At 54.0% G+C, this 15768-nt stretch carries 19 protein-coding genes and 1 other annotated feature; of the genes, 15 read left to right on the top strand and 4 right to left on the bottom strand.

All coding sequences use genetic code 11. The features are described 5' to 3' along the window. Positions 1–31: 31 nt before the first annotated feature. Complete coding sequence (gene ghoS / locus B498_RS14505; protein WP_008500661.1) at positions 32–322, bottom strand: type V toxin-antitoxin system endoribonuclease antitoxin GhoS; 291 nt, start codon at positions 320–322, stop codon at positions 32–34. Positions 323–428: 106 nt separating this feature from the next. Next, positions 429–1361 carry a 6-phosphofructokinase II gene (gene pfkB / locus B498_RS14510; RefSeq protein ID WP_008500660.1) on the bottom strand — a complete coding sequence of 311 codons (933 nt, stop codon included), beginning with the start codon at positions 1359–1361 and terminating at the stop codon, positions 429–431. Between the two features lie 295 nt (positions 1362–1656). Between pfkB and B498_RS14515 the strand changes: the two genes are divergently transcribed. After that, the gene (locus tag B498_RS14515; RefSeq protein ID WP_021241081.1) at positions 1657–2415 is read left to right on the top strand and encodes a YdiY family protein; all 759 of its coding nucleotides are present in this window, start codon (positions 1657–1659) and stop codon (positions 2413–2415) included. Positions 2416–2495: 80 nt separating this feature from the next. Here the strand turns inward: B498_RS14515 and yniD are convergent, their stop codons facing one another. Next, the gene (gene yniD / locus B498_RS22870; protein WP_008500658.1) at positions 2496–2603 is read right to left on the bottom strand and encodes a small membrane protein YniD; all 108 of its coding nucleotides are present in this window, start codon (positions 2601–2603) and stop codon (positions 2496–2498) included. A gap of 98 nt (positions 2604–2701) precedes the next feature. Next, positions 2702–2794 (bottom strand): stress response membrane protein YncL, encoded by a 93-nt coding sequence (yncL, locus tag B498_RS23085; protein ID WP_021241082.1) that lies wholly within the window; start codon positions 2792–2794, stop codon positions 2702–2704. 324 nt (positions 2795–3118) lie between these two features. Here yncL and thrS point away from each other — a divergent pair, with 324 nt between their 5' ends. The 14 genes from thrS to selO all read left to right on the top strand — a co-directional run bounded on the left by thrS (position 3119) and on the right by selO (position 15755). Beyond that, a complete protein-coding gene (thrS, locus tag B498_RS14520) occupies positions 3119–5047 on the top strand; it encodes a threonine--tRNA ligase (protein WP_008500657.1) in 1929 nt (642 codons plus the stop codon). A 3-nt stretch (positions 5048–5050) separates the two neighbouring features. Then, positions 5051–5593, top strand: a complete 543-nt coding sequence (gene infC / locus B498_RS0121315; RefSeq protein WP_023616141.1) for a translation initiation factor IF-3 — start codon at positions 5051–5053, stop codon at positions 5591–5593. A gap of 97 nt (positions 5594–5690) precedes the next feature. Continuing rightward, entirely contained in the window at positions 5691–5888 is a 198-nt protein-coding gene (rpmI, locus tag B498_RS14525) for a 50S ribosomal protein L35 (RefSeq protein ID WP_001124225.1), read from the top strand. A gap of 49 nt (positions 5889–5937) precedes the next feature. Next, the gene (gene rplT, locus B498_RS14530) at positions 5938–6294 is read left to right on the top strand and encodes a 50S ribosomal protein L20 (protein ID WP_000124850.1); all 357 of its coding nucleotides are present in this window, start codon (positions 5938–5940) and stop codon (positions 6292–6294) included. Positions 6295–6411: 117 nt separating this feature from the next. Next, positions 6412–6536 (top strand) — a sequence feature (Phe leader region). Further along, a complete protein-coding gene (gene pheM / locus B498_RS23080; protein ID WP_001386830.1) occupies positions 6417–6461 on the top strand; it encodes a pheST operon leader peptide PheM in 45 nt (14 codons plus the stop codon). Its footprint overlaps the feature before it by 45 nt. Before the next feature lie 62 nt (positions 6537–6598). Continuing rightward, on the top strand, positions 6599–7582 hold the full coding sequence (pheS, locus tag B498_RS14535) for a phenylalanine--tRNA ligase subunit alpha (RefSeq protein ID WP_008500655.1): 984 nt from the start codon (positions 6599–6601) through the stop codon (positions 7580–7582). Between the two features lie 15 nt (positions 7583–7597). After that, the gene (gene pheT, locus B498_RS14540; RefSeq protein ID WP_008500654.1) at positions 7598–9985 is read left to right on the top strand and encodes a phenylalanine--tRNA ligase subunit beta; all 2388 of its coding nucleotides are present in this window, start codon (positions 7598–7600) and stop codon (positions 9983–9985) included. A 4-nt stretch (positions 9986–9989) separates the two neighbouring features. Next, complete coding sequence (gene ihfA / locus B498_RS14545) at positions 9990–10289, top strand: integration host factor subunit alpha (protein ID WP_003857805.1); 300 nt, start codon at positions 9990–9992, stop codon at positions 10287–10289. Positions 10290–10392: 103 nt separating this feature from the next. After that, positions 10393–11373, top strand: a complete 981-nt coding sequence (gene btuC / locus B498_RS14550; RefSeq protein ID WP_008500653.1) for a vitamin B12 ABC transporter permease BtuC — start codon at positions 10393–10395, stop codon at positions 11371–11373. 22 nt (positions 11374–11395) lie between these two features. After that, complete coding sequence (locus tag B498_RS14555; RefSeq protein WP_008500652.1) at positions 11396–11947, top strand: glutathione peroxidase; 552 nt, start codon at positions 11396–11398, stop codon at positions 11945–11947. Further along, positions 11947–12702: a vitamin B12 ABC transporter ATP-binding protein BtuD gene (btuD, locus tag B498_RS14560; protein ID WP_008500651.1), complete on the top strand. Its 756-nt coding sequence runs from the start codon at positions 11947–11949 to the stop codon at positions 12700–12702. Before B498_RS14555 ends, btuD begins: the two co-directional genes overlap by 1 nt. 74 nt (positions 12703–12776) lie before the next feature. Continuing rightward, complete coding sequence (locus B498_RS14565; protein WP_008500650.1) at positions 12777–13241, top strand: NlpC/P60 family protein; 465 nt, start codon at positions 12777–12779, stop codon at positions 13239–13241. Positions 13242–13534: 293 nt separating this feature from the next. Continuing rightward, positions 13535–14251, top strand: coding sequence for an EAL domain-containing protein (locus tag B498_RS14570; RefSeq protein ID WP_008500649.1), 717 nt, complete (start codon positions 13535–13537; stop codon positions 14249–14251). 61 nt (positions 14252–14312) lie between these two features. Continuing rightward, a complete protein-coding gene (gene selO, locus B498_RS14575) occupies positions 14313–15755 on the top strand; it encodes a protein adenylyltransferase SelO (RefSeq protein WP_008500648.1) in 1443 nt (480 codons plus the stop codon). Positions 15756–15768: the final 13 nt, after the last annotated feature.

The following is a 15768-nucleotide window of genomic DNA, read 5'->3' as shown; positions in this document are numbered from 1 at the left end:
CACCTGAGCGGTTTAATTTCATACAGGGCACTTATTGTTCTTTTTTCTGCCAGCTTTCCCAGGTGTCGACGTCAATTTCGGCTGGCTTGTCGGTCACACTTTCCACCAGGCTGGCGGCCAGCGCATGGACCTCTTCTTTATTAAGCGCGCCGATCAGGCCAAATGCCAGGGTGCCTAAATCATGAATATTGCCTTCGTCATCCGTCAGGGTGAGGAGAAAATTAGCCCGGGTGAAGGCATTGTTGAGCTCATTTAGCTCGGTAAGCGATGCTTCATGAAGGTTGACGGTTACGACATAACGAGTGATGTCACCACTGCTCATAATTCACCTCATTGTTATCATGGAAGTTTTCTTAGCATAGTCGATAGTTTGCGTTTGGCGACTCGGGGATGACGTTCCCCTCCATGCAGATGAAGGGGAACAGACGTTAATTTCGGGACAGGTAATCGACGATTTTTTGCGTATCGGCCAGCGAACAGAGGCGCGTGCCCTGGTTGATGGTGGCGGCGCTACCCGCCGCCACGCCGTAGCGCGTCATCTCCAGCAGTGACGCACCCTGCGCCAGTTTAAGCGTCATCGCACCCACCATGCTGTCACCCGCGCCAACCGTGCTCTGGCTCTTCATCGGCGGTGGAACAACCTGAACGGACGACGTTTCATCGACGGCCAGTGCCCCCTGCGGACCGAGGGAAACCACCACGCGTCGCGCTTTGCCGCTGCGTACCAGCTCCTGCGCGGCGGTGCGCACATCGTCAGGCTGCGTCAAGTCTCGGTTGACCAGCGCGCTTAACTCTTTCTGGTTGGGTTTGACCAGTTCAAGATTGCCCGGCACTAAGGCCGCTTGCAGGGCCTCGCCGCTGCTGTCGACGATGCAGCGAATACCGCGTTGCTGCGCCGCCTGAATCAGCGCGGTTAATTTTTCCGTGCTGACGCCGGGCGGCAGGCTGCCGCTGACCACCAGCAGCGCGCCGCTTTCTATCGTCAGCACTTTCTCTTCAAGCTGACGAAACTCGTCATCGGTGAGTTTCGCGCCCGGCATGACAAACCGGTACTGCTCGCCGCTGGATTCCACGTGAACATGCAGGTTTTGCCGCGTCCAGTCTTTCGCCTCGACGGTCTCTACGGCCACTTGTTCATCTGCCAGCAGGGAGACCAGATGTTCACCGGTAGCACCGCCTGCGGGGAAAATGGCCGTGGCTTTGCCGCCGAGGTGGGTAATGGCGCGCGCCACGTTGATACCGCCACCGCCGGGCTCAAAGACCGGGGCGCTACAGCGCAATTTACCTTCCGGATAAATCTGCGGCGTCAGGGTGGCGGAATCAAGGGAAGGGGAGAGCGTCAGGGTGTAGATAGGAACCATCATTACCTCCTTTTAGCATGGGTTCCTTTTAGTCTGGCACCATTTGTCAGGAAGGCAATGTAAATAACAGTATGATTTTAAATATGAATAGTGAATAAAAGTGAGGCCGGAGACATATAAAATAAAACGCTTTTTGGGATCGTTCTTATTCAAAAAATGAAATAAGAAAACATTGCTATGTTATTTGCGGCTTTTTATAATTTGTTACCTTTCTCTGGACGCCTTGTCATTGATCCTCAAGAAAGATTCCGGGACCGTGTGGTCTCTTTTTTTGTTGTACGGACTCCTTAATAAAATGAAGCTTTTAAAGACAGTGCCCGCTGCACTGATGCTGGCGGGTGGCGTGTTTGCGGCTATGAACGCGACCGCCGATGATTCCGTTTTTACTGTCATGGACGATCCCTCCACCGCGAAAAAACCGTTTGAAGGTAACCTGAACGCGGGGTACCTGGCACAATCCGGTAACACCAAAAGCTCTTCTCTGACGGCGGACAGTACGCTCACCTGGTACGGTAATACCACCGCCTGGTCTCTGTGGGGTAATGCCAGCAATACGTCCGCTAATGACGAACGCTCTTCCGAGAAATATGCGGTAGGCGGACGTAGCCGTTACAACATGACCGACTATGACTACCTGTTTGGTCAGGCAAGCTGGTTAACCGACCGTTACAACGGTTATCGCCAGCGTGACGTGTTCACGGCGGGTTATGGTCGTCAGTTCCTGAACGGTCCGGTACACAGCCTCCGTTTTGAATTCGGTCCCGGTGTGCGTTATGACGAGTACACCAATGGCGATACCAAAACCCAACCGCTCGGTTACGCTTCTGGTACCTATGCCTGGCAGATGACTGATAACACCAAATTTACACAGGGTGTTTCTGTATTTGGTGCCGACGACACGACGCTGAACTCTGAGACGGCGCTCAACGTGGCCATCAACGAACACTTTGGTCTGAAAGTCGCCTACAACGTGACCTGGAACTCTTCACCACCAGAGTCTGCACCGGATCATACCGACCGCAGAACCACGGTTTCACTGGGTTATAGAATGTAATGAAGACGGGCCGATGATAATGTCGGCCCGTTTATTCTCTCTGATCTTGTGACGTCCCTTCTGATGAGCTGTACTCGCCCCTAACCCCAAATCATCGCCGCCCAACGGAGTAACAGCATTGCGCCGCAGATGGCAATCAGCACCAGCACCATTTTCCAGTGTTTTACGGCAAATCGTTTTGTTGGCATAACCTAATCCTTGTTCGTTGATATCCACAGTCTACCAAACAGGGCCTGAATATGCCCCTTCGCAGGAACGATTGGGTTATGCCAGCGTAGGGGGCGGTTCAGAACCAGTGGAATCGTTCGGCGAGAATCAACAATAAACCTGTGGCGGAAAGGATGTTCAATATCACAACCGTTCTACTGGATACGTTCATGGTATGCACCTTTGGGTTTAAAGACCTGTTCAAGAGTAGCTCTGCATTTCTAAATTGCGAGCGCCGGGAATATGCAACCTGCAAATTCATGCGAAAGTGCCAGCACATCAATCTGCCAGCAGAGGGTGCAATCTCCCTTTTGTTAGTGTTAACATTGCAAGGCTTGCCGTATATCCGGCGTTGTCTGATTTTCCGGCAGGTGAATGATGACGAACCAATTTGACGATTGTTGGTCAGATGGTGTCGTAATCTATTGTCAAATCACGATTATTTTCTTTGTATATGCTCTTATGTGTGGGGCATCACTGCAAATAAGGATATAAAATGCCTGTAATTACTCTTCCTGATGGCAGCCAACGCCATTTCGACCGCGCTGTTAGCCCAATGGATGTTGCCCTGGACATCGGTCCTGGTCTCGCGAAAGCGACCATCGCCGGCCGTGTCAACGGTGAGCTGGTGGATGCCTCCGATCTGATCGAAAACGATGCGACGCTGGCCATCATCACCGCAAAAGATGAAGAAGGTCTGGAGATCATTCGTCACTCCTGCGCGCACCTGTTGGGCCATGCCATCAAACAGCTGTGGCCAAACACCAAAATGGCGATCGGTCCGGTTATCGATAATGGTTTCTACTACGACGTTGACCTTGACCATACCCTGACTCAGGAAGATATCGACGCGCTCGAAAAACGTATGCACGAGCTCGCCGAAACGAACTATGACGTCATCAAGAAGAAAGTCAGCTGGCACGAAGCGCGTGAAACCTTCGTGAAGCGCGGCGAGAGCTATAAAGTCTCGATTCTTGACGAAAACATTTCGCATGATGACAAGCCTGGCTTGTACCATCACGAAGAATACGTCGACATGTGCCGTGGACCGCACGTGCCGAACATGCGCTTCTGTCATCACTTTAAGCTGATGAAGATCGCAGGCGCCTACTGGCGCGGCGACAGCAACAACAAGATGTTGCAGCGTATCTATGGTACCGCATGGGCCGATAAAAAAGCCCTGAACGCTTACCTGCTGCGTCTGGAAGAGGCGGCGAAGCGTGACCACCGCAAAATCGGCAAGCAGCTTGACCTGTACCACATGCAGGAAGAAGCGCCGGGTATGGTGTTCTGGCATAACGACGGCTGGACCATCTTCCGTGAACTGGAAACCTTCGTACGCTCCAAGCTGAAAGAGTACCAGTATCAGGAAGTGAAAGGCCCGTTCATGATGGACCGTGTGCTGTGGGAAAAAACCGGCCACTGGGACAACTACAAGGATGCGATGTTCACCACCTCCTCTGAGAACCGTGAATACTGCATCAAGCCAATGAACTGCCCGGGCCACGTTCAGATCTTCAATCAGGGTCTGAAATCCTACCGCGACCTGCCGCTGCGTATGGCGGAGTTCGGTAGCTGCCACCGTAACGAGCCATCAGGTGCGCTGCACGGTCTGATGCGCGTGCGTGGCTTTACGCAGGATGATGCGCATATCTTCTGTACCGAAGATCAGGTCCGTGATGAAGTTAACGCCTGTATTCGTATGGTCTACGATATGTACAGCACCTTTGGCTTCGAGAAGATCGTGGTCAAACTCTCAACGCGTCCGGAAAAACGTATCGGTAGCGATGAGACCTGGGATCGCGCAGAAGCGGATCTCGCCGTGGCGCTGGAAGAGAACGGCATTCCGTTCGAATACCAGCTGGGCGAGGGCGCATTCTACGGTCCGAAAATTGAATTTACCCTGTATGACTGCCTCGATCGCGCATGGCAGTGCGGTACTGTACAGCTGGACTTCTCCCTGCCGCAGCGTTTAAGCGCCTCTTATGTTGGCGAAGACAACGAGCGTCAGGTGCCGGTAATGATTCACCGCGCCATTCTCGGTTCTCTGGAGCGCTTCATCGGCATCCTGACCGAAGAGTTCGCCGGCTTCTTCCCAACCTGGCTTGCGCCGGTGCAGGTGGTGGTGATGAACATTACCGATTCTCAGGCAGATTACGTTAAAGAATTGACGCAGAAACTACAAAATGCGGGCATTCGCGTAAAAGCAGACTTGAGAAATGAGAAGATTGGCTTTAAAATCCGCGAGCACACTTTACGTCGTGTCCCGTATATGTTGGTCTGTGGTGATAAAGAGGTGGAAGCCGGCAAAGTTGCCGTTCGCACCCGCCGTGGTAAAGACCTGGGCAGCCTGGACGTAAGTGAAGTGATTGAGAAGCTGCAACAAGAGATTCGCAGCCGCAGTCTTCAACAACTGGAGGAATAAGGTATTAAAGGCGGAAAACGAGTTCAAACGGCACGTCCGAATCGTATCAATGGCGAGATTCGCGCCCAGGAAGTTCGCTTAACAGGTCTGGAAGGCGAGCAGCTGGGGATTGTGAGTCTGAGAGAAGCAATCGAAAAGGCTGAAGAAGCTGGAGTAGATTTAGTTGAAATCAGCCCTAACGCCGAACCGCCAGTTTGTCGTATCATGGACTACGGCAAGTTCCTTTATGAAAAGAGTAAGTCTTCTAAGGAACAGAAGAAGAAGCAAAAAGTTATCCAGGTTAAGGAAATCAAATTCCGTCCTGGTACCGACGATGGCGATTATCAGGTAAAACTCCGCAGCCTGATTCGCTTTCTGGAAGATGGCGATAAGGCCAAGATCACACTGCGTTTCCGCGGTCGTGAGATGGCCCACCAACAGATTGGTATGGAAGTGCTTAACCGCGTCCGTGACGATCTGAGTGAACTGGCAGTAGTCGAATCCTTCCCTACGAAGATCGAAGGCCGCCAGATGATCATGGTGCTCGCTCCTAAGAAGAAACAGTAAGGCCTTCAAGCAGCAAAATCTGTGGAGCCTTCGGGTTTCATAGGTTTTGTTCGCCTATGTTTCGTTTATTTAACAATGCGAAGTGGAAGTTATTAAAATGCCAAAAATTAAGACCGTACGCGGTGCTGCTAAGCGCTTCAAAAAAACCGGTAAAGGTGGTTTTAAGCACAAGCACGCTAACCTGCGTCACATTCTGACTAAGAAAGCTACCAAGCGTAAACGTCACCTGCGTCCAAAAGCCATGGTTTCTAAAGGCGATCTGGGCCTGGTCATCGCGTGCCTGCCGTACGCATAAGTCGTTTCGTTTAACTTTTTTAACTTAGAATAGATACAGGAGAGCACACATGGCTCGCGTAAAACGTGGTGTAATTGCACGTGCACGTCACAAGAAAATTTTGAAACAAGCTAAAGGCTACTACGGTGCGCGTTCACGCGTATACCGCGTTGCCTTCCAGGCTGTTATCAAAGCAGGTCAGTACGCTTACCGTGACCGTCGTCAGCGTAAGCGTCAGTTCCGTCAACTGTGGATTGCGCGTATCAACGCAGCAGCACGTCAGAACGGTATTTCTTACAGCAAATTCATCAACGGCCTGAAAAAAGCCTCTGTTGAAATCGACCGTAAGATCCTGGCTGACATCGCAGTATTCGACAAAGTAGCGTTCACCGCTCTGGTCGAAAAAGCGAAAGCAGCACTGGCATAAGCCAGTTGAGAGAGGGGGCCTGGCTCCCTCTTTTCATATAACCCTGTAAGAAGATTGACATTTACCCGTGCAGGCTTTTCAATAAGGTCTCAACGGTTTTTACCCAACAAGGTAACGCAAGCATGAATGCTGCTATTTTCCGCTTCTTCTTTTACTTTAGCACCTGACTTCAGGAGGCTAGCGCGTGAAAGATGAAACGAAAAACAGCGCCAGATAAGCCTCCCGATGGAGGCTTTTTTTGTGCCTGAATTTGAGAGAATAACTCCACCAAATCGGTGTCTGCACCGACATAATGAGGAAAATCATGTCACATCTCGCAGAGCTGGTTGCCAGTGCAACAGCCGCCATTAATCAGGCCTCAGATGTTGCCGCGTTAGACAATGTCCGCGTCGAATATCTTGGGAAGAAAGGGCACCTGACCCTTCAAATGACAACCCTGCGTGAGCTGCCGCCAGAAGATCGCCCGGCAGCGGGGGCGGTGATTAACGAAGCCAAAGAGCAGGTACAGCAGGCGCTGAACGCACGCAAAGCCGAGCTGGAAAGCGCGGTGCTGAATGCGCGTCTGGCCGCAGAGACGATCGACGTTTCTCTGCCGGGTCGCCGCATCGAGAACGGCGGTCTGCACCCGGTTACCCGCACCATCGATCGCATTGAAAGTTTCTTCGGTGAGCTCGGCTTTACCGTGGCGACTGGCCCGGAAATTGAAGATGATTACCACAACTTCGATGCTCTGAACATTCCTGGCCATCATCCGGCACGCGCTGACCACGACACTTTCTGGTTCGACGCGACGCGTCTGCTGCGTACCCAGACCTCCGGCGTTCAGATCCGTACCATGAAGGATCAGGCACCGCCAATCCGTATTATCGCGCCGGGCCGCGTCTATCGTAACGACTACGATCAGACCCACACCCCAATGTTCCACCAGATGGAAGGTCTGATTGTTGATAAAAACATCAGCTTCACCAACCTGAAAGGCACGCTGCACGATTTCCTGAACAACTTCTTTGAGGAAGATCTGCAGGTTCGTTTCCGTCCGTCCTACTTCCCGTTCACCGAACCGTCTGCGGAAGTTGACGTGATGGGCAAAAACGGCAAATGGCTGGAAGTGCTGGGCTGCGGCATGGTGCATCCAAACGTCCTGCGCAACGTGGGTATCGATCCGGAAGTTTACTCCGGCTTCGCCTTCGGTATGGGCATGGAGCGTCTGACCATGCTGCGCTATGGCGTCACCGACTTACGTGCATTCTTCGAAAACGATCTGCGTTTCCTCAAACAGTTTAAATAAGGGCAGGACAGAACAATGAAATTCAGTGAACTGTGGTTACGCGAGTGGGTGAACACCACGCTGGACAGCGACGCGCTTTCTAATCAGATTACCATGGCGGGCCTGGAAGTGGATGGCGTTGAGCCGGTTTCAGGGGCATTCAACGGCGTGGTCGTCGGTGAAGTGGTAGAGTGCGGTCAGCACCCTAACGCGGACAAACTGCGCGTAACAAAAGTAAACGTAGGCGGTGACCGTCTGCTGGATATCGTCTGCGGTGCGCCAAACTGCCGCCAGGGACTGAAAGTGGCCGTGGCGACCGTCGGTGCGGTACTGCCGGGCGATTTCAAAATCAAAGCGGCTAAGCTGCGCGGCGAGCCGTCTGAAGGCATGCTGTGTTCCTTCTCCGAGCTGGGTATTTCCGACGATCACAACGGCATCATTGAGCTGCCGCTGGATGCGCCAATCGGCACCGACATCCGCGAATACCTGAAGCTTGATGACAACACCATCGAAATTAGCGTCACGCCAAACCGCGCTGACTGCTTAGGGATCATCGGCGTGGCGCGCGACGTTGCCGTGCTGAACCAGACCGAGCTGAACGCGCCGGAGATTGCCCCGGTTGAAGCGACCATCAGTGACGTGCTGCCTATCCAGGTTGACGCTGCGGATGCCTGCCCGCGCTATCTCGGTCGCGTGGTGAAAGGTATCAACGTGAAAGCGCCAACCCCGCTGTGGATGAAAGAGAAGCTGCGCCGCTGCGGTATCCGCTCTATCGACGCCGTGGTTGACGTGACTAACTACGTTCTGCTGGAACTGGGCCAGCCAATGCACGCCTTCGATAAAGATCGTATCGAAGGCGGTATTGTGGTGCGCATGGCGAAAGAGGGCGAAACCCTGGTTCTTCTGGACGGCACCGAAGCGAAACTGAACGCCGACACCCTGGTGATTGCTGACCACAGCAAAGCGCTGGCAATGGGCGGTATCTTCGGAGGCGAGCATTCAGGCGTCAACGACGAAACGCAAAACGTCCTGCTGGAGTGCGCGTTCTTCAGCCCGCTTTCCATCACTGGTCGCGCACGCCGTCACGGACTGCACACCGATGCGTCCCACCGCTACGAGCGCGGCGTGGATCCTGCGCTGCAATACAAAGCGATGGAGCGTGCGACTCGCCTGCTGATCGACATCTGCGGCGGCGAAGCGGGCCCGGTTATCGACGTCACCAACGAAGCCACGCTGCCGAAGCGTGCGACCATCACCCTGCGTCGCAGTAAGCTGGATCGCCTGATTGGGCACCACGTTGCCGACGCGCAGGTGACCGATATTCTGAAGCGTCTGGGTTGCGACGTAACCGAAGGCCAGGACGAGTGGAAAGCCGTTGCGCCGTCATGGCGTTTCGACATGGAAATTGAAGAAGATCTGGTGGAAGAAGTGGCCCGTGTTTATGGCTACAACAACATCCCTGACGAGCCTGTGCAGGCAGGTCTGGTGATGGGCACCCACCGTGAAGCCGACCTGTCCCTGAAGCGTGTAAAAACCATGCTGAACGACAAAGGCTATCAGGAAGTGATCACCTACAGCTTTGTTGATCCAAAGCTGCAGCAGCTGATCCACCCGGGTCAGGAAGCGCTGATCCTGCCAAGCCCAATTTCCAGCGAAATGTCCGCGATGCGTCTGTCCCTGTGGACGGGCCTGCTGGGCACTATCGTTTACAACCAGAATCGCCAGCAAAACCGCGTGCGAATTTTCGAAAGCGGTTTGCGCTTTGTACCGGATAATCAGGCAAATTTAGGCATCCGTCAGGATCTCATGCTGGCTGGCGCCATCAGCGGTAACCGTTATGAAGAGCACTGGGACCTGGCAAAAGGCACGGTTGATTTCTACGATATGAAGGGCGATCTGGAAGCGATTCTGGATCTGACCGGTAAATTATCTGAAATTGAATTCCGCGCAGAAGCCATTCCGGCCCTGCATCCAGGCCAGAGCGCCGCCCTCTATTTAGACGGCAAACGCATTGGTTTTATTGGGGTTGTTCACCCTGAGCTGGAGCGTAAACTGGACCTGAATGGCCGTACCATCGTGTTCGAGCTGGAATGGAACCTGGTGGCAGACCGCGTGATTCCTCAGGCTCAGGACGTCTCCCGCTTCCCGGCAAACCGCCGTGATATCGCGGTTGTGGTCGCGGAAAATGTGCCCGCAGCAGATATTTTGGCCGAATGTAAGAAAGTTGGCGTAAATCAGGTAGTTGGCGTAAACTTATTTGACGTGTACCGCGGCAAGGGCGTAGCAGAGGGCTTTAAGAGCCTGGCTATCAGCCTGATCCTTCAGGATACCAGCCGTACACTCGAAGAAGAGGAGATTGCCGCTACCGTCGCCAAATGTGTAGAGGCATTAAAAGAGCGATTCCAGGCATCATTGAGGGATTGAACCTATGGCGCTTACAAAAGCTGAAATGTCAGAATATCTGTTTGATAAGCTTGGGCTTAGCAAACGGGATGCCAAAGAGCTGGTAGAGCTGTTTTTCGAAGAGATCCGTCGTGCTCTGGAAAATGGTGAGCAGGTAAAACTCTCCGGCTTTGGCAATTTTGATTTGCGAGATAAAAACCAACGTCCGGGCCGCAACCCGAAGACGGGGGAAGATATTCCCATTACAGCCCGCCGCGTGGTGACCTTCAGACCCGGCCAGAAGTTAAAAAGCCGTGTCGAAAACGCAACGCCCAAAGCAGAGTAATATGAACTAACTAAAAAGGCCGCCCACGCGGCCTTTTTTCTTTGCGCTCTCAGGCAAACCCGCCGTAAAATCAATTACATCTCTCGCTACGAAAACCGTAAACATGCTTGATTATGTCCATCTCCAGCACCGTTCCGATCGGCGTCACCTGTTTATTCTGGTGCTGCTGCTCATTGTCGCCGCAGGCGTTAGCCTCTGCGCCGGTGACCGGTGGATAGGGCCCGAAAGCTGGTGGGGACCTGACGGACAGCTCTTCGTCTGGCAAATTCGTCTGCCGCGTACCGTCGCGGTGATGCTGGTGGGGGCCGCGCTGGCGCTGTGCGGCACCATTATGCAGGCGTTGTTTGAGAATCCTCTGGCGGAGCCCGGGCTGCTCGGCGTGTCTAACGGTGCGGGCGTGGGGCTGATTGCAGCGGTGATGCTGGGCGGAGGAGAACTCTCCGGCTGGAGCATTAGCCTGAGCGCGATCCTTGGCGCATTACTGATAACGCTCATCCTTCTTCGTTTTGCCAGACGGCACTTATCGACCAGCCGTCTGCTGCTTGCCGGCGTGGCGCTGGGGATCATCTGTAGTGCGTTGCTGACTTGGGCGGTCTACTTCTCGACCTCTTTTGACCTTCGGCAGCTCATGTACTGGATGATGGGCGGCTTTGGCGGCGTCGACTGGCAGCAGGGCTGGCTGATGGCGCTGCTGGTGCCGGTCATCGTGTGGGCTGCCCTGCAGGCGCAGCCGTTGAATATGCTCGCGCTGGGTGAAACCTCAGCCCGCCAGCTGGGCATGCCGATTGGGTTCTGGCGTAATGTGCTTGTCATCGCCATTGGCTGGCTGGTCGGCGTCAGCGTGGCTCTGGCGGGCGCGATTGGCTTTATCGGTCTGGTGATTCCGCATATGCTCCGACTGTGCGGAATCACGGACCATCGAACCTTGCTTCCGGCCTCGGCGGTTGCCGGGGCCGTCACGCTGCTGGTGGCCGACATCATCGCCAGGCTTGCCCTGACGGCCGCAGAGCTGCCCATTGGCGTGGTGACCGCCACGCTGGGCGCGCCGGTCTTTATCTGGCTACTATTAAAAGCTGGACGTTAAATCGACAACCTGAGGAAATGCTATGCAGTCAGATATCCTGAATACTGAAGTGACCACCATTGATGGCGATAAAACCACGCTGGAAGGCTACAAAGGCAATGTGTTGCTGATCGTCAACGTGGCATCCAAATGCGGCCTGACGCCGCAGTACGAGCAGCTGGAAAACATTCAGAAGGCCTGGGAGAAAGACGGTTTTACCGTGCTGGGCTTCCCCTGCAACCAGTTCCTGGGGCAGGAGCCGGGCAGCGAAGAGGAGATTAAAACCTTCTGCAGCACTACCTACGGCGTAACGTTCCCGCTGTTCAGCAAAATCGATGTCAACGGTGAAGACCGCCACCCGCTGTATGCGAAGCTGATCGCTGCCGCACCGAAAGCCGTCGCGCCGGAAGGCAGCGGTTTTTATGAACGCATGGCCAGCAAAGGCCGCGCGCCGCTTTATCCGGACGATATTCTGTGGAACTTTGAAAAATTCCTGATAGGTCGCGACGGCCAGGTCGTACAGCGTTTTTCACCGGATATGCCCCCTGAAGATCCGATCGTTATGGAATCGATCAAGCTGGCGCTGGCGAAATAATGTCGCTGCTGATGCAGCTCACGGACGTTGCCGAGAAGGGACGTCTGGAGCCGATAACCGGCGCCGTCAATGCGGGAGAAATCCTGCATCTTGTCGGGCCAAACGGCGCAGGAAAGAGCACGCTGCTGGCACGGATGGCAGGCATGACTGCCGGAGAAGGGCAGATAATGTTGCTGGAGCATACGCTGGCCGAGTGGTCGCCGGTCTCGCTGGCGCATCGGCGCAGCTATCTCGTGCAGCAGCAGGTACCCCCCTTTGCGATGCCGGTCTGGCACTATCTGATGCTGCATTTGCACGACAAACATTCTACGGCACTGCTGACGGACGTGGCCGCGGCGCTGGGGCTGGAGGATAAACTCTCCCGGCATGTCAGCCAGCTATCCGGCGGCGAATGGCAGCGGGTGCGTCTGGCGGCTGTCATTGTTCAGATCCACCCGGCCGGTAATCCTCATGGGCGGATGCTGCTTCTCGATGAACCGATGAGCGGGCTGGATGTGGCGCAGCAGGCGGCCCTGGATACCCTGCTAAGTGCGCTCAGCCGAAAAGGCATCGCCGTGGTGATGAGCAGTCATGACCTCAACCACACCTTGCGTCATGCCCACCGGGTGTGGCTGCTGTCGCAGGGGAAGATGATCGCCAGCGGTACGCGGGATCAGGTTCTTACGCCGCCCAATCTTGCCCGCGCGTACAACATGTCGTTCCGCAGGCTGGATATTGAGGGCCATAAGATGCTGATTTCGACCGGGCAGGAGTAAGCGTTTCTTGCCTGTGAGCGCAATTGCACGCTAAATTACGAAAAGAACAAAAAAAGCAGAGGATTCGTCTGAAAATGCGATTCTGGTTTCTCCTGATGGCCGCACTTTTTCTTGCGGGATGCAGTAGCCATCGTGCACCGCCGCCTAACCCACGGCTTTCAGATTCGATCACCGTCATTGCCAGCCTCAACGATCAGCTGAGCAACTGGCGCGGCACGCCTTATCGCTACGGCGGCATGAGCCGTGGCGGTGTAGATTGCTCCGGCTTCGTTCTGATGACGTTTCGCGACAAGTTTGATTTACAGCTGCCGCGTGAAACGCGTAAACAGGCAGAAATCGGCACGGAAATTGATAAAGACGACCTCCTGCCCGGGGACCTGGTTTTCTTCAAAACCGGATCGGGGGAAAGCGGACTTCATGTGGGCATTTATGATACTGACAACCAGTTCATTCACGCCTCGACGAGCCGCGGCGTGATGCGCTCTTCTCTTGATAATGTTTACTGGCGTAAAAATTTCTGGCAGGCACGACGTATATAATCTTCGTCGTATACCTCTCTTATGACGGCATGGTAGCGAATAAACATGCCGTTTTTTCTCAAATAAGATGATTAAAGTTAAATTTACCTAAAATTAGCGAATCCCTCATGTATCTGTTTTATCTAAAACTGGCTATTATTTTGCAACCAGGATAAGATTATTTTAGATTCAGGGAAAAATCTGAAAATTAATACGGAACTAATGAAATTAATCTTATTAAAATCAAGACAGTGGAATTGTGTCGGCAATTGCTCCAGGATGTCCTCTCTCATCTTTAATGCGGGGCGAGTGCAATGATAATTACGCTAGATAATGCTTACCAGTCTGAACTGCTGCTTTTGCCTGCCCGTAATAGCGCAGGGGAGCTTAAAGGTTTAGAAATTCTGGTTAACTTTACTGGCGTCGACAGCGATGTGCGGATCCCCACTGAGCTTGTTATCCCACGACTTTCAGCGGCTGAAGAGTTAGCGCTGTTTAACGAAAAACTGCAATTGCTTGATACCTGCAAACTGTTTTTTATTCAGCATCAGTTAATTGCATGGATCAATATTACACCTGCAATAGTTGAATTTTTATTAAGTAATGGAAACGCTGTTTCAATTCTTGAGCGTTATCCGTTTCTTGAGTTTACTGTTAATGAGAATTATCCAGGTTTAAATAACGGAAAGGACGATCTTCAGCTGGCGAGAATGGCAATCCATTTCCCATTGGTGCTGGCAAACTTTGGTGCAGGCGCTGCATCGCTCAAAGCGGTGTATGATGGATTATTTAAACGGGTTATTCTCGATAAAGGCTTCATTCAGCAGCGTGCTTCAGAGCTCTCTTTTGAGCCATTTATGCGCGCCATCCTCTGGCAAATCACGCCGCACTGCCAGTCTGTGATTGTCTCGGGCATTGACGACCACGGTCTGTTGCAGCGCGTGTTGTCCTTTAATTTTGGCGCCATGCAGGGAACACTCTGGCCTGCCGTCTCGGCGGAACACGTCACTACGCTGGTTCAGCAGCGATAACCCTTGCTTTCGCCCGTGTTTAAGTCCGGGTAAACCCTCTACACTAAAAGCAGGAGGACTTATGACCCTGTCTTTTACTGCTCACTGGCATGACGAGTTGCCGGGATTTTATACCGCACTCAAACCCACACCGTTACAAAATTCACGCCTTATCTGGTATAACGATCGGCTGGCAGAAGAGCTGGCCATTCCGCCTGAGCTGCTTCAGCGTTCAGGAAGCGCTGGCGTCTGGGGAGGCGAAACGCTTCTCGCCGGTATGCAACCCCTTGCTCAGGTCTATAGCGGGCATCAGTTTGGCGTCTGGGCTGGGCAACTGGGCGACGGCAGGGGGATCCTGCTCGGTGAACAACAGCTTCCCAACGGGGAGACGGTTGACTGGCACCTGAAAGGTGCGGGCCTGACGCCCTATTCGCGGATGGGCGACGGGCGTGCGGTTCTGCGTTCAACGATTCGCGAATGCCTGGGCTCCGAAGCGATGCATGCCCTGGGTATCCCCACCACCCGTGCGCTGTCGATCGTGACCAGCGACACGCCGGTTGCGCGCGAAACCGTGGAAAAGGGCGCAATGCTGATGCGCATTGCGCAAAGCCATCTGCGCTTCGGTCATTTTGAGCACTTTTACTATCGCCGCGAGCCGGACAAGGTGCGCCAGCTGGCTGACTTTGCCATTCGTCACCACTGGGCGCATTTGCAGGACGACGCGGATAAATACGTTCTCTGGTTCAGGGATGTGGTGGCCCGTACCGCAGCCCTGATTGCCCGCTGGCAAACGGTAGGTTTTGCCCATGGCGTCATGAATACGGACAACATGTCGCTTCTCGGGTTGACCTTTGACTACGGCCCGTTTGGTTTCCTGGATGATTATCAGCCAGGGTACATCTGTAACCACTCCGACTATCAGGGGCGCTACAGTTTTGACAATCAGCCCGCGGTGGGCCTGTGGAACCTGCAGCGGCTTGCGCAAACCCTGTCGCCGTTCATCGACGTTGATGCCCTGAATGATGCGCTCGACAGCTATCAGGCGATCTTACTGCGAGAGTATGGCTCGCTGATGCGCAACAAGCTGGGGCTAGTCACGCAGGAGAAGGGCGATAACGACATCCTCAATGGCCTGTTTGCCCTGATGGCGCGCGAGGGCAGCGATTACACGCGCACCTTCCGGATGCTGGGCCAGACGGAGCAGCACAGTGCCGCCTCTCCGCTGCGCGATGAGTTTATTGACAGACAGGCGTTTGACGACTGGTTTGCATCGTACCGCACGCGGCTGCAGCAGGAGCAGGTGGATGATGTGACCCGCCAGGCGCAGATGAACGCTACGAACCCGGCGATGGTGTTGCGCAACTGGCTGGCGCAGCGGGCGATTGAGCAGGCCGAGCAGGGCGAGTACGACGAGTTACACCGTCTGCACGTGGCGTTGCGCACGCCGTTTGCCGACCGGGATGATGATTACGTCAGCCGCCCGCCTAAGTGGGGCAAGCGGCTGGAGGTCAGTTGCTCAAGCTAGTGTCTGGCCGGAG

Origin of the sequence: Enterobacter sp. SST3, assembly GCF_000286655.1 — a bacterium.
GTDB classification, from domain to species: Bacteria; Pseudomonadota; Gammaproteobacteria; order Enterobacterales; family Enterobacteriaceae; genus Enterobacter; species Enterobacter roggenkampii.
Note: the sequence above shows the minus strand (reverse complement) of the source record. Positions and strands in the feature narration are given on the sequence as shown.